We start from the raw sequence: 14848 nt of genomic DNA, 5'->3' as shown, positions 1-14848 counted from the left end.
TCCTTCTCCTCCATCGGATACACCAAAGTTTGAGGATCAAGTATGAAGGTTGTCTGTCAGAATGTAGAATGCAGAATGTAGAATGTAGAATGTAGAATGTAGAATGTAGAATGTAGAATGCAGAATGTAGAATGTAGAATGCAGAATGTAAAATTCTTAATTCTTAATTCTTAATTCTTAATTCTTAATTCTTAATTCTTAATTCTTAAAAGTTGTTCACCTTTAGGGTTCCCGTAGGGTAGGTTATCTGGTTCCGTAGCGTGGCCTTTTGGCCAAGGTTTAAATATGAAGGATGAAAGGCTTGGATACTTGGATGGACAGTAAAAATTGCAATTAATCATAAAAATTTTATCTCATGTTTATATAAACATTTATCCAAAAAAGTTGTTTATAAAAAGTAGTTAATATCCCTACTATTTGTCGGTTATCTGTTTCATGTTCCCTATTCCCTATTCCCTATTCCCTGTTCCCTGTTCCCTGTTTCCTATTTCCTACTATTCATAATTGTTACCAAAAACATGATATAACTAACAATGAAGTAACAAGTAACCAAGAACAAATGCAACAAATTGCGCTGAATTTAATTGCTATTGGTGTTTTTGGCATGACCCTTTCGGTTTTGCTAGGACCACTGTTGAATATTTCTCCGGCAATCCCTGCGGTAACTACTTTTGGTGTCTTGAGTCTTGTTACCCTAGATGGCTTCAGCTTCCAAGGGAAAGGGTTAACGCTGCTGTTAGATGTATTGGCGAGTACCAATCCTGAACATCGCGGACGCATAATTCGCCATGAAGCGGGTCATTTTCTGGTGGCTTACTTACTTGGTATTCCAATCACTGGTTACACCTTAAGTGCTTGGGAAGCTTTGAAGCAGGGACAACTGGGTAATGGTGGTGTGACGTTTGATACTGAGGCACTATCGGCTAAGGCTTCTAGTATTCGGGAAATGCGATTAACCTTAGATCGATTTTGCACGGTTTGGATGGCAGGCATTGCTGCGGAAACTATAGTCTATGAGAGTGTTGAGGGCGGAGCAGAAGACTGCGAAAAACTCCGAGATGCTTTGGAAGGGTTAGGTTTTTCTGCTAGTGAGTACTCAGTTAAAGCACGATGGGCTGAGCGTCAAGCGACTAGTATGATTAGTGAACACTGGGAATCTTATGAAGCACTGGTGGCTGCTATGGAAAAACGGGCATCTGTGGCAGAGTGCTGTGAGGTGATTCAATAACTATAGCGCTTTAGTTAGGGAGTAGGGAGTAGGGAGTAGGGAATCGGGAGTAGGGAGTAGGGAGTAGGGAGTAGGGAGTAGGGAGTAGGGAGTTTTGGAATGTATTGGAGGTATGGGGAGAGGGAATAGTTATTAAGGTTTTTCAAAGATACTTAGCACAACGGGTCCGAGGAGATGGTGATGCCCTAAGCATGACAAACCGGCTACCTGGCCAAATTCTTCCCGTTGCTGTCGGCTATAGAAACGAATGCGGTTAGGAGAAATTGGTAAAGACTTTTTTCGCTTTCTAACAGTATAGTCTACTAGGTAATAATGTCCTTTGGCTTCCAGTACCCGGCTAACTTCTGAGAAAACTTGTTGAGGATTGAGGTAGTGTAAAAAGCTGATGGTATTAAATACTGCTTCAAATTCCCTGTCAGCAAAGGGGAGACATTCAGCATTGCCTTTTCTATAGATTATTCGCTGCCGATGCTGGTTTTGCTGTCGGGCTTGAGCGAGCATTTGAGTAGATAAATCTACCCCAGTGCCTCGAAGATAGGGAAACTCTTGAGCAAGACGATTAAGTAAATGACCTGTACCACAGCCAAGGTCTAATACATTGGGCTGATTTGTGAGTTCTACATACTCTAACAGCCGTTTATGGAGTGCTTGGTAAAATACTGTGGTGAACAGGATGTCGTAGTTTGGTGCCCACAGATCAAAGAACTTTTCTTTTGTGCTAAAAAAATTACTAGTCATTATCAAGGTTGAAGGTTGTTTGGTTGTTCGCGTAGCGTGGCCTTTTGGCCAAGGTTGAAGGTTGTTTGGTTGTTCGCGTAGCGTGGCCTTTTGGCCAAGGTTGAAGGTTGTTTGGTTTAGGGTAGCTTTACTATTTAAATAGTACAGAAGGGAGCAAGTTTAATAATTAATCAAAACATTAGTCTTGATTAAGTTGAAAATTTACCCCCTCGTAAATATCTTGAACAGAAACGCTTAACTCTAAGGAATTTAGAGAAATAACGGAATTTTCTGATTCATACTCAGTGAACTGCCATTGATTGGTAGCAGTTTTTATATATTGCAGTAGACGATACTCACTTTGTTCGATTAGAATATATTCTTTGAACTCTGAGATGGAACGATAGTATAAAAACTTATCACCTTGGTCATAGTTTTTAGTAGAGTTTGATAAAACTTCGACAATTAACATCGGGTTCATTACTGTAGTTGTACCCTTACCTGTGTAAACCGGTTCACCCTGAATCACCATAACATCTGGATAAGTATACTGACGGTAACGAGGTATCCACAAACGCACATCACCAATGTAAATTTTGTACTCTTTTCCCTTTAATCCAAGTTTGAAAAGGGTAGCAATATTAAGGGCAATTTGATTATGATTGGTAGTGCCACCAGTCATTGGTATAATTTCTCCATCCCGATATTCACTCTTGTATTCTGCTGTTTCTTCTAGTTTTAAATAGTCTTCTGGAGAATAATATTTGGGTTCAGATATTAGTTGCATTGGTATTTAAAATTTGCTTTTGTTATTATGTTTACCGTAAGTATAATTATTAGTTCTTAATCATCGTATTGCCTATTGCCAGTTGCCTATTGCCTATTGCCTATTGCCTTTTACCTGAAGCAAGCTAGGTAATTAGCGCCAAATCTTGATGGTGTTATCGAAACTACCACTGGCAAGAGTTCTGTTATTCGGACCAAAAGCAAGAGCATGAATGGTGTCTGAATGACCGTTGAGAGTGCCAATTTCTTGAGTTGTATCAACATCCCATAGCTTTATAGTAGTATCTGCACTACCACTAGCGAGTATTTGGCCACTACGGTCAAATGCGATCGCATAAACCCAACCATTATGTCCGTTGAGGGTGGTAATTTCCTGGGCAGTGCCAATATCCCAAAGCTTGATAGTACCGTCAGCACTAGCACTGGCTAGGGTCTGTCCATTGGGAGTGAACGCGATCGCAAGCACCTGGTCTGAATGCCCTTCAAAGGTGTGAATTTCCTGACCACTTAAGGCATCCCACAGCTTGATGGTAGCGTCAGCACTACCACTAGCAAGGATTTTTCCATCTGGCCTAAAGGTTACTGAATGAATCAATGATGAATGTCCGGTCAGAGTAGTGAGCTGCGTAAGGGTACGAACATCCCAAAGCTTAATGGTGCCATCGCTACTGCCACTGGCAAGGTGGTATCCTTGGGGGTGAAAGGCAATGGAATTCACCTCACCGGAATGCCCTGTGAAGGTGAACATCTCTTTACCAGTACGGACATTCCAGAGTTTGATGGTGTGGTCAGCGCTACCACTGGCAAGACTCCTGCCTTTAGGACTAAATGCTACAGCACGTACTTCAGCGGAATGCTTAGAAAACCAACCTCCAAAGGTAAGGATTTCCCAGGCTGTTTTCAACTCCCACAACTTGATAGTTTTGTCCCTACACCCACTGGCTAGGGTACGTCCATCAGGGCTAAAGGCTACAGAATAAATTTCATCGGAATGACCTTTGAGAGTGGTTGCTGCAAAAACGATAATCCTGGGATTACCTCTTGGTGGCCTAGAGTTAGTTTTTAGATTAGTTTTACCAGTGGATTGGGGAGTTAGTTGATTACGGTGGAATGGCTCCCAGGTAAGACCAGCTTCGGTTTCTTGGGTGATTCCTAAATCGTCCATCACTGCGATCGCGGATTGATACCTGAGCTTGATGGAACTCTGAATCATTTTGTCGAGAATCCGACTCAATTGTCTACTGACGGGATTATTGACCAAAAAATCCCGCCAGACAAAGCCATTTTCCATCGGATCGTATAAATTAAATGGCTGAGTTTGGGTCAATAAATGAATGCAGGTGACTCCTAAACTATAGATATCACTGGCAAATACTGCTTTACCAAAGATTTGTTCGGGAGCCGCATAACCAGCACTACCAATAGTTGTGCCAGTTTTGGCTAAGGTAGTGGCTGTGGCATACTTGGCTGCACCAAAATCTACCAATACCAGGTCTGGGGGAGTGATAACCCCCTGCCTAGCACTGGGGCGGAGGATACCACGACGAATGATATTCTCTGGCTTGATATCCCGATGAATTACCTTACCTTGGTGGATAAAGTGCAGCACTGGTAACAACTGACTCAGGAGTCTACGAATCTGACCTTCTCGGAATGGTTCAGTTGCTGCCAACTCTTGAGCTAAATTTTCCCCATGGATAAATTCCTGAACTATGTACCAGTGATGATCTTGTTCAAAATGGGCGAAGAGTTCAGGAATCTGGGGGTGTTTGCCCAACTGTTCTAAGCGCAAGGCTTCCTGGTGAAATAATCGAGCAGCTTTGGTAGGATGATTATTACCTTGGGGGTAAAATTGCTTAATCACACAGTAGGATTTAGACGCTTTTCCCTCGTCGATGGCCAAAAGCGTTCTGCCAAAGCCTCCTGCTGCAATCAGCTTAATAGGGCGGTATTGCTGTCCTAACAAGAGTTTAGTGCCGCAAGTTTGGCAAAACTTGTTGCCATCAGGATTGTAAGGCTTAGGGCAGTTGGGATTGAGACAGTAGCTCACACAAACAGCTGGTTAGATTACTTAAATCCAAGGGTAGGGTGGGTTAGGCGGCGAATACTCTAAAAGCTCACCTTTTAACCGACCTATCCGCCGTAACCCACCAATAACAGTGTGTCATAACCCAGAAATAGGTTGAAAATTCCGTAATCGCAACGCATTAGTTACCACAGATACTGAACTAAATGCCATCGCTGCACCAGCAATAATGGGATTGAGTAACCAGCCAAAGATCGGGAATAACACACCAGCCGCAATCGGAATTCCTAGTACATTGTAGATAAAGGCAAAAAATAGGTTAGTGCGAATGGTGCTGAAGGTAGCACGACTTAGTTGAATGGCAGTAATGATACCTTGTAAATCTCCCGAGATTAGGGTAATATCAGAGGCTGCGATCGCAACATCAGTACCTGTACCAATGGCAATCCCCACGTCTGCTTGAGCCAGAGCTGGGGCATCATTAATCCCATCCCCTACCATTGCTACAGTTTTGCCTTCTTTTTGGAGAGTAGAGATCATGCTAGCTTTTTGATCTGGTCGGACTTGAGCAAATACCCGATGGATGCCAACCTCGTTTGCGATCGCATCAGCAGTTTGTTGATTATCTCCCGTTAGCATTACTACCTCTAATCCCAACCGCTTCAAGGATTTCACCACCTCAGCTGAAGCAGGTTTGAGGGCATCAGCAATACCGAAAATCCCCTCAATTTTACCATCAACTGCGATCCAAACTACCGTCTTACTGCTCGCCTCCCAATCCCCCTGATAGTCTGCTAAAGACCGATTCGGTTGCACTGTCACATCTGTGTCAATCCCTAATTCTTCCATCCATCGTTTTGTCCCAATCTGTACCAATCTTTTGCCCTTGAGCCCACCCCCTGCTGGTTCGGGAGATAACAGGGGATGATCGTGATCAACCATTGCCTGTACCCCACTGCCAGCAACAGCAGTAAAATTCTCTGGTGTTGGTAATTGCAATCCTATTCCCTGAGATTGGGCATAGCGCACCACTGCTTCAGCTAAGGGATGTTCCGAATGACTTTCCACTATTGCCGCTAGTTGCAGCAAGTTGATTTCATTGCTGCCGGTAAAGCTGCCCAGTTCTGACGAAGAGTCATAGATGCCTCCAACTGTAATAAAATCCGTTACCGTAGGTTTCCCTTCCGTTAGGGTTCCGGTTTTATCTAGCACGATAGTTTGCAGTTGATGAATCAATTCCAGACTCTCGGCATTTTTTATTAAAATCCCGTTTTCTGCACCTTTACCCGTCCCTACCATCACTGCGGTTGGAGTAGCTAGACCTAAAGCACAGGGACAAGCAATCACTAACACTGCCACCATATTAATCATGGCTAGGGTAGGATTTCCCGTGGTTATCCACCAAACTCCAAAAGTGATTATTGCGATCGCAATCACTACCGGCACAAACCACCCTGTCACCTGATCCGCTAAGGTTTCAATCGGTGCTTTAGACCCTTGAGCCTGGTGTACTAACTTAACAATCTGTGCCAGTACGGTATCTTTCCCGACCCGAGTCGCTTGGAACTGGAAGCTACCGGTTTTATTAATCGTTGCTCCAATCACTTCATCCCCCGGCTGTTTCTTGACCGCAACACTTTCTCCTGTCACCATGGCTTCATCCACACTAGAAGCTCCTTCCATAACTATGCCGTCTACCGGAATAGTTTCTCCTGGACGCACTAATACCACATCTCCAACTTGCACCTGGGCCAAGGGAATATCCTGCGCTTGACCATGGCGAATCACACGAGCGGTTTTAGCTTGTAATCCCATCAACTTACGAATTGCTTGAGATGTCTGTCCTTTAGCCCGGTGTTCTAGCAATCGCCCTAGCAAAATCAGGGTAATCACTACAGCAGTGGTTTCATAGTACACAGGGAGAGTTACCCCTTGGGGTAGGAATGATTTCAAAACAACCGGGGGCAACACCGTGGGAAACAGAGAATAGACATAGGCAGCACTAGTCCCAAGGGTGACTAGGGTATTCATATCTGCTGTTTTGTGTTTCCAGGCTTTCCATGCTCCAGTCAAAAAAGACTGTCCACACCAAAACAGAACCGGTGTGGTTAAGACCAGCTGTAGCCAAGGGTGATGTAACCAAGATGGAATCCAGGGGATAGATAATCCTGTCATCATCGGTAGTGAAGCAATCACTAACACAGTACTAAGCACAGCACCGACAATGAATTTTCGTTTTAGGTCAAGGGTTTCGGCTTGACGTTGCCATTCGAGATCATCAGGCTCATTACTGATATCCTCGATCGGGAAAGCTTGGTAGCCAGCATCACTCACTGTCTGTTGAATCAGTTTGGTTAGTTGCTGGTTAGTTTTGTGGGGGTTACTTTCCTCGGTATTGTAGGTAATACTAGCTTCTTCTGTACCAAAATTGACCCTGCACTCTACTACACCTGGAACCCTTTGAATCAGGGTTTCTATGCGTCTGGCGCAACCAGCGCAGCTCATTCCTTGTAAACGAAAGCTTTGTTGTGTCATGATATCCTCTAACCCTACGGTTAAAGGATAAACTCTCTAGTTTAGTGGAGAGTCAAGGGGATGAGTTTTAGTGCTTAGTGAGGGAACAGGGAACAGGGAACAGGGAACAGGGAACAGAAAAAAAATCCTGTTCACCTCATAGTTATGAAAAACGCTGTAATCTGAGTTACGTCTGCATGATAGTTGACCGCTGACCGCTGACCACTGACAGCTGACCGCTGATAGCTTACATTTACTTTGTCTTATTTCCCCCAATCAGTTCACGAGCACGGAGTTTTACCAGAACTTTTACTCGCCGCTTAAATTCTTCAAAATCTTCTGCACTCAATTCTGTTTTCTGCCATGGTTCCCGTTGCATCAATCTTTTAAACCACTGATCCATGTTAGGATAATCAGTAAGATTAATCTCTAACTTCAGCAATAACGATATTGCTGCTCCAGCAACGATATCTCCTAAGGTTAACTGGTCCGAAGCAAAGTAAGGGCTGTTTCCTAATAACTCGGATAAAAATTTGAGTACTGTATCTAGCTTCTGCTTGGCTCGTGTAAATTGTGGTGAGTCTTCCTTTTGACAGATTAGTTGAACTACTGGGGGAAATAGCTCATTAGCTGTCAACAATTGTACCATGCGTACTTTGGCTAATGCCTCTGGTGAAGTTGGCAGCAGCGCAGGTGTGGGATATTTGGCTTCCAAGTAGTCCATAATTGCCAAGGATTCTACTAACCGCAAACCGTCATCCTCCAGAACAGGAATGTGATGAAATGGGTTAATGTCTAAAAACTCTGGTTGAAATTGATCGCCATCTAATTTAACTAATACTGTTTCAAAGGTAAGGTTTTTTTCTAGTAAGGTTAGCCAGACACGACGAACATTGGGCGAGAGGGGATTGTAGTAGAATTTGAGCATCGATTATTTATCCTGACGTTTACCTTTGAAATTTAGCTTAATTTTACCGAAAAATATGGTTGTGGTTGCTTCTTAGAAGGTAATGGTAGTTCTGAAACTTCAGGGTCTGTGAACTCAAAAAGTTAGTTACGGCTTAAAATAATGGTGCGTTACGGCTTCGCCTAACGCACCCTACGAGATCTACAATATCAAATGATTGACCTTTGGTCACGCTACGCGATTGGCCGTAGGCCACGCTAAAAGCGATTGACCTTTGGTCACGCTACGCGATTGGCCGTAGGCCACGCTAAAAGCGATTGACCTTTGGTCACGCTACGCGATCGAGCTTAGAAAGAACCGAAAAGATAATTACCAGGAGAATCTGGGTCATCACTTTTGTGAAATTGTTCAAGCAAGTCTTTAAACTGATCCTTAGACAAAGTGTTACCTGCTTTCAGATTTAGCTTAGAGCAAGCAATCTCTAATTCTTCATCGCTAACTCCCCAGGCTTTGATCAAATTAGAAAATTCTTCAGGACTTATAACACCATCTCCATTCTGATCAAACAGCTCGAAAACCTCATCAGCTTCTTTTTTTACAGTCTCGTACATTTCGTTGCTGGTAATTCGAGTGTAACCATGTTCCAACCACTCATCTAAACTAATTTCACCATTATTATTTTTATCTACATCTTTTTGGAGATGATCCCAATCAGCCATGACTTCGGCATACATCTTGTCATAACCAGCGGATCCCGGCTCAAGATTATGTAACTTAGCTACTGTCTGCGCTTTAATATCAAAGTCTTCTTTGGTTACAACACCATCATTATTAGTATCATAAATATTAAACAAATGCGTCCATTTCTTGGTTTGAAATTCAGTAAGCATGTTGGCTAATCTCCATCAATAAAAAAGTAAGATTTGACTGGTGCAATTCACCAAGGTAGCTTCAAGGCTAGGTAAATTACTACTACACAACAGCATTGCTACTGTTCAGCATAAAGAACTTCTAAACCTTTAGCTGACAAAACTATACTACCATAGTCTCGTTAATTTTTTGCCTTCACAAAATAATCTTTGTGCTACATCGATGGCATTACCAGCTGAGTTCAAATTCAGCAAATTACTGAACAATACGTCAGGGATATACTTACAGCTATTGAACTGAATCCTTACGATGTTTTCTGGGCCCCACCGCCATATAAATACTTACTATTAGGTGCTTTATTTCGTTTCTATAGTTATCATTCGGTGCAATTCAGAATAATACTTAATCGTTTGTTCATTCCATTCCATCATCTTCCATTCAACTGGCTGCTGGTTCAATCCATTGAGGAAAGAAGGGAACACTATCGGCTCCTCAAATGTAGTTGAGTATAAGAAGTGGAAATCATCATGATACATCCTCTGAGTAACTTTGTTTTCACGATCAACCAAACAGAAAGCCCTTTTAGCTCCTAAGTCATCAATATATTTACCAAAAGCTGCTAATAGTAATGGCATGGCTCGCCTGTAGTGTCTGAGCATCACGCTGTATGTATTGATATCGACTGCCGGAATCTTGTCTTGAAAAACGTAATGTTCACCATTAGGTCTTTGCCCCATTTCAAAAGGGAACCTACTCGACTTGGTTCTATCGTTAATTCGTGATGTTAGTACTATTTCATTGTCTTTGATGACAAAAAAATAGGTTCCTACTAAATGATATTCATTGTCGATTCGATTACTAAATCCCTCATATCCTGCTTTTTTTAAGTGCATTTTATGCACTTCGCGAACCTGTTCAGTCCAATTTTTAGTCTGGTCATTAACACCCATGACATAAACCAGGTATCCATCTTTTTCGAGATATAAATATGGAGCCAAAAGTTCTTGATCTGAATACCATAAATCACCGGGAGTTTTCCTAGACAGGCTATGGTCAGCTTTCGACATTGAATTGATCATCAGTGAAACTAAAATCTTCAGTGTTGGATCACTCCATGGCAATGGTTAGGGAAGACTAGCCATTTTTAAGCACTAATAGTGAATTACTCTACCAAATAAACCCTAAACAACTTGAGATTTAAGCTTAACTTAAGGATGATATAGCACTACCGATTCAGGTGTTTGAGATTTATACAACCAGCAAAAGCTGTTGCCATCAACTTTTGCCTCTAGCATGCATGCCTCTTGCCTTTCCCGTAGCGCCGCGATATCAGCCTTTGGCCTGTGGCTACGCTACGGGAATAGTTTTTGAAAAAAATAAGCTGACGGTTGATGGCACCTCAAGTAGCGTGAGCTAAAAGCTCACGTCTGTTCGCGTAGCGTGCGCGTAGCGCATATGCTTACCTTAAGAGTTTACTCTACGACTAAACTTAACCTTAAGTCCATCCCGGGGATGGGGAGTTGGAATCACCACCATTTCTAAATCTTGACCTGGCACTAATTTCCATTCATAATCCCGGAGCAATTGAGCCGCGAAAATCTTCATTTCTAATTTGGCAAACTCCCTGCCTAAACATTCCCGTAAACCGCCACCAAAGGGAATATATCCAAAGATTTTTTGTTTATCTTCTGTCCTATCTGGACCAAACCGATCTGGATCAAAGCGTTGATGATATTGATAAATTTCCTCATCTTTGTGGGTTTCGGTAATTTGGCACAGTATATTCCAACCTTGAGGAATCAAGTAACCGTTAAATTCAAAAGACTGAATAACCTTCCGAAAAAGACCACTAACAGGAGGAATTATGCGCAGCACTTCTTTGAGCACTTGCTCTAGATAGGTCATCTGCTTGAGATGTTCCATGGTTAGGGCTTCTGAACCAGAAAACTGCTGTTGTTCAGCACGGAGATGGGCAACAACATCTGGATGCTGCGCTGTCAACAGACAAAAAGATGCGATCGCAGAGGTTAAGGTTTCGTGGCCTGCCCACAACAACAGAAGCACTTGGTCTTTGATTTCATCCAAACTCAAGGAATTCCCCTGGTCATCCTCGGCTTGTAACAATAGTCCCAAGGCGTCCTCTCCGGGATTTTTCTGTTGCTGTCGCTGTTGGACAATGGTTTCGATATAGGTCAGCAATCCTTGACGAGCACGCAAGGCTTTACCAAACCTTGTCCAAGGTAGAGAGAGCGGGATACTGAACACTCCCTCAGAAAAGTTATTAAATAGTTGAGCCAGAGGGGTTTCGGAACCTCCATCAGTTCCCATCAGCAAGGTACTAGCGATCTCAAAGGTATAGTCCTGCAGTTGAGGATACCAGGTTAAAGTTCCCATCTGTTCCCATTTCTGGAGATAATTGCTAGTAATGTTGGCCATGGTGGGAATATAACTAGCTAATGCTCTCGGTTGAAACGCCTGGGACATTAACTTACGGCGCTTTTGGTGGAAAACTCCCGTTTGGTTGGCCAGTGAGGCGGCTCCAAGTAAGATTTGCGTGCTTTTGGGCCAGATAGAAGCAACATACTGATTTTCATTCGTAAACAGAAATTGATTCGCTTCTGCAGTATTCATCGTCACCGCAGGACTACCAAAAATGTGGGTTTTGTAAATGCGCCCATACTTGTCTAACCGCTTTTTGTGGAAATTTCGATCGGTTAAAAAGCTGATCGTCTCACCGATAATGGGTAAACAGACGTTACCAGGGGGCAATGGAAGCGAACGCATATCTTGAGTGGTGGTTTCCATGGAAATAAGCAAGCTGCAGGGTCAAGACTTATTATCTCTTGCCTGATCCAGGGTAAACCCATCTTATTTTGAAATCCCTACTGGATATGATTATTAATTTTGAAATCTTTTCTGAGTAACTGGGTTACCAATTGGTTTAGGAAGAAACGTTCTAAGTTAGTCAAAAGACACAACAACAAAAATGCAATACTTCATATCGAAGTAGCCCGCAACCGTAGACCAAGTGCCTGTATTACCTTGAGAACAGTGGCTAACTCTGGATTACCTTCCATCAACAACGCCTGATCAAGACTCTCATGTCCGAGACCGGTTTCGTGAGCAATTTGTGTCATTGCTTTGGAACGAGCAATATCTCCTAGAGCAGCCACCACCAAGGCAGGATCGCCATCTTCAAGAGCAGCTTCGAGATAGGCAGCCATATCTTCTTTGGTCTCCAGATGTTCTGCCACATCCCAGGGATGGGTTTTGATGTTGGTCATGACCATCTCCTATAACTTTTGTGCTAGATCTAGGGCTGTCTTGATGTCCCGGTCTTGGGTGCGCTTGTCACCACCTGCAAGGAGGATTATCAAGGTACTCCCAAATAATGAAATTGTACACCAGACCTATAATACATTAAAGAACCTTTGCTTGCCCACACCGAAAATTCTCACCAACAACCATACCTCAACAAACCCCAGAAGCGGCAACTACGCCATCACCATCAAACCAGCTTGGTCTAGAATCGGTATCAGTACCAATAACTTTTCTTGTGGCAACCGCTACAGTTTCCGAAGCAGCAACAGTGGATAGTAAAACGTTAACTACCAGAACTGAAATTACCAGTCCAACCCTGGGATTGGGAGAATTCATCTTAGGATTACTGGTGGTAGGGCCACTTGTACCCGCTTCAATCAAGCAATTGATGTATAGATGAATGTAGAGATAAACGATATGGTTAAAAATTGGTTTATTTACAGTATTGTCGCTATTACGGTGATGGGTTGTCAACCCACCACAATTAAAACCAATATCACTCAATCAACCATAACAGGAGTGACCAATGATGTCACTAAGAATAACGTTATTCTTAGTGATGCTCCTGAGAAGTGGTGGCAGAAAACTAATATTCACGCTATGGCTGTCAGTCCAGAGAATCCAGAAATTCTCTACGTAGCCACCCATCATGGCTTACTCCAGCGTTCTGAAGCAGGGAAATGGCTGCAAGTTGGCAAAACTCGTTCTAATTTCACCAGCTTTGTGGCTCATCCCAAGGATAGCGGACGCTTTTATGCTAGCTTACATCCACCATCAGGAGGCAAGCTCGGTTTTCTGACTAGCTACAATCAAGGGCAACATTGGCAGCTCCAATCCCTGCTCGGAGTAGACTTTTTGACTTTAGCGATCGCACCAGCTAACCCCAAAGTAATTTATGGATGGGCGGTTTCTGGAAAACAAGGCTTGTTGGTTTCAAAGGATGGTGGCAAAACCTGGAATCAATTACCAGCGCAGGGACTGGAGGATAATCCCCATAACTTAGTAGTTGACCCGCGCAATCCTGAGCACGTGTTTGCCGCTACAACTCTGGGATTATTTGAGAGTAGGGATGGTGGAAAAAGCTGGATTTTAGTCCCCAATTCTCAAGAGTCCCTCGTTGCTAGTCTGGCTCTGAAATCTGAAGCAGAAAAGACAGTAATTTATGGATTTCACATCCTTTCAGAAGACTCCGGAGGATTCTTTAAAAGTACCGATGGGGGTAAGACTTGGGAAGCCATAAGCGCAGAAACTGGAGACTTATTTTTGTATATGGCGATCGCCCCGTCTAATCCCGATTTTTTATACGCTGCTAATGATCAGAATGGAATTTTACAATCTAAAGATAGCGGCAAAACTTGGCAACCATTATTCTAATACTATTCCCATAGAAAAGGGAGTAGGGAGTAGGGAGTAGGGAGTAGGGAGTAGGGAGTAGGGAGTAGTGAGTAGGGAATCAAAAATTATCACAATTCATTTAGGTACCCTATAGAATTTATATTACTATTATAAGACTATAATATAGCGTTTATTATAGCTATGATGTACACATTATTTTTCCCTATTGCCTATTGCCTATTGCCTATTGCCTATTCCCTATTCCCTGCTCCCTGCTCCCTGCTCCCTGCTCCCTACAACCCAGATTTTTGTACTTAAAGTGCCCTGATAATTGATAATTACTATGGCTATTAATAGATTCCGTTTACGTCAATTGCACGCTTGGTTTGCCCCAATTATGATATTGCCAGTGTTGTTGACTGTGATTACCGGTTCCTTATTTCAGGTGGCAGTTCTTACTGATAAAAGTAGTGAATTTATTTGGCTTTTGGAACTGCACAAAGGAAAATTTGGTGCCATTAACTTACAAATGATTTATCCCTTTCTCAATGCCTTTGGTTTATTAACCTTAGCAATTACAGGTATTTCTATGTGGTTCCAGACTCGGCGACGGGTTATAGGGCAGCGCTCACGAAATAGGTAGGGAATAGGGAACAGGGAATAGGGAACAGGGAATAGGGAATAGGGCAAAAATTCTGTGTACCTCATAGCTAGGAAAAACGCTATAGCATTTTTATTTGAGATGTAAACATAGGATTAATAGACTAAGCGATGCATCGCTTAAACCACTCTTGAGCATGGCATTTTGCATTTTGCATTTTGCCTTAAAAGGCTAATAGCAATCCGTGTAGTAATTGTGATAATTTTGTTCCCTGTTCCCAGATCCGCTGTTCCCTATTACCAAAAATTCTGGGTTTAAAGTTCCTGTAGGGTGGGCAGGGTCGCAGACAGATTCACCAAGCTGGCAATGCAGGTTGCTAGGCACTGCCCACCTGAAAATTAACGACTATTTTCTCTTCCCGACTCCCGACTCCCGACTCCCGACTCCCGACTCCCGACTCCCGACTCCCGACTCCCGACTCCCGACTCCCGACTCCCGACTCCCGACTCCCGACTCCCGACTCCCGACTCCCGACTCCCGACT

Annotated in this window: 14 protein-coding genes; 2 read left to right on the top strand and 12 right to left on the bottom strand. The window is 43.1% G+C overall.

All coding sequences use genetic code 11. The features are described 5' to 3' along the window. Positions 1-559: 559 nt before the first annotated feature. Positions 560-1228, top strand: a complete 669-nt coding sequence (locus tag F6J94_RS18120) for an ATP-dependent Zn protease (protein WP_293043062.1) — start codon at positions 560-562, stop codon at positions 1226-1228. Between the two features lie 14 nt (positions 1229-1242). On the opposite strand, the gene F6J94_RS18115 is transcribed toward F6J94_RS18120, so the two are convergent. From F6J94_RS18115 to F6J94_RS18065, 11 genes are all read right to left on the bottom strand, one after another. Next, on the bottom strand, positions 1243-1374 hold the full coding sequence (locus F6J94_RS18115) for a hypothetical protein (RefSeq protein ID WP_293043059.1): 132 nt from the start codon (positions 1372-1374) through the stop codon (positions 1243-1245). After that, on the bottom strand, positions 1361-1966 hold the full coding sequence (locus tag F6J94_RS18110) for a class I SAM-dependent methyltransferase (RefSeq protein WP_293043056.1): 606 nt from the start codon (positions 1964-1966) through the stop codon (positions 1361-1363). The genes F6J94_RS18115 and F6J94_RS18110 overlap by 14 nt, the downstream gene beginning before the upstream one ends. A gap of 178 nt (positions 1967-2144) precedes the next feature. Then, a complete protein-coding gene (locus F6J94_RS18105; RefSeq protein WP_293043053.1) occupies positions 2145-2732 on the bottom strand; it encodes a Uma2 family endonuclease in 588 nt (195 codons plus the stop codon). A gap of 132 nt (positions 2733-2864) precedes the next feature. Beyond that, on the bottom strand, positions 2865-4781 hold the full coding sequence (locus F6J94_RS18100) for a WD40 repeat domain-containing serine/threonine-protein kinase (RefSeq protein WP_293043050.1): 1917 nt from the start codon (positions 4779-4781) through the stop codon (positions 2865-2867). Between the two features lie 114 nt (positions 4782-4895). Continuing rightward, complete coding sequence (locus F6J94_RS18095; protein ID WP_293043045.1) at positions 4896-7292, bottom strand: cation-translocating P-type ATPase; 2397 nt, start codon at positions 7290-7292, stop codon at positions 4896-4898. A 232-nt stretch (positions 7293-7524) separates the two neighbouring features. After that, on the bottom strand, positions 7525-8199 hold the full coding sequence (locus tag F6J94_RS18090; RefSeq protein WP_293043039.1) for a glutathione S-transferase family protein: 675 nt from the start codon (positions 8197-8199) through the stop codon (positions 7525-7527). A gap of 326 nt (positions 8200-8525) precedes the next feature. Further along, on the bottom strand, positions 8526-9068 hold the full coding sequence (locus tag F6J94_RS18085; protein ID WP_293043034.1) for an EF-hand domain-containing protein: 543 nt from the start codon (positions 9066-9068) through the stop codon (positions 8526-8528). Between the two features lie 336 nt (positions 9069-9404). Beyond that, on the bottom strand, positions 9405-10127 hold the full coding sequence (locus tag F6J94_RS18080) for a hypothetical protein (RefSeq protein ID WP_293043029.1): 723 nt from the start codon (positions 10125-10127) through the stop codon (positions 9405-9407). A gap of 385 nt (positions 10128-10512) precedes the next feature. Continuing rightward, positions 10513-11853, bottom strand: coding sequence for a cytochrome P450 (locus F6J94_RS18075; protein ID WP_293043026.1), 1341 nt, complete (start codon positions 11851-11853; stop codon positions 10513-10515). A gap of 191 nt (positions 11854-12044) precedes the next feature. Continuing rightward, a complete protein-coding gene (locus F6J94_RS18070) occupies positions 12045-12332 on the bottom strand; it encodes an addiction module antidote protein (RefSeq protein ID WP_293043023.1) in 288 nt (95 codons plus the stop codon). Positions 12333-12519: 187 nt separating this feature from the next. Continuing rightward, positions 12520-12705, bottom strand: a complete 186-nt coding sequence (locus F6J94_RS18065) for a hypothetical protein (protein ID WP_293029963.1) — start codon at positions 12703-12705, stop codon at positions 12520-12522. 81 nt (positions 12706-12786) lie between these two features. Between F6J94_RS18065 and F6J94_RS18060 the strand changes: the two genes are divergently transcribed. Next, entirely contained in the window at positions 12787-13743 is a 957-nt protein-coding gene (locus tag F6J94_RS18060) for a F510_1955 family glycosylhydrolase (protein ID WP_293043020.1), read from the top strand. Between the two features lie 495 nt (positions 13744-14238). Here F6J94_RS18060 and F6J94_RS18055 read toward each other — a convergent pair whose 3' ends face one another. Next, on the bottom strand, positions 14239-14412 hold the full coding sequence (locus F6J94_RS18055; protein WP_293043017.1) for a hypothetical protein: 174 nt from the start codon (positions 14410-14412) through the stop codon (positions 14239-14241). Between the last annotated feature and the right edge of the window lie 436 nt (positions 14413-14848).

It is taken from the genome of Moorena sp. SIO1F2, assembly GCF_010672755.1.
GTDB lineage: Bacteria > Cyanobacteriota > Cyanobacteriia > Cyanobacteriales > Coleofasciculaceae > Moorena.
Note: the sequence above shows the minus strand (reverse complement) of the source record. Positions and strands in the feature narration are given on the sequence as shown.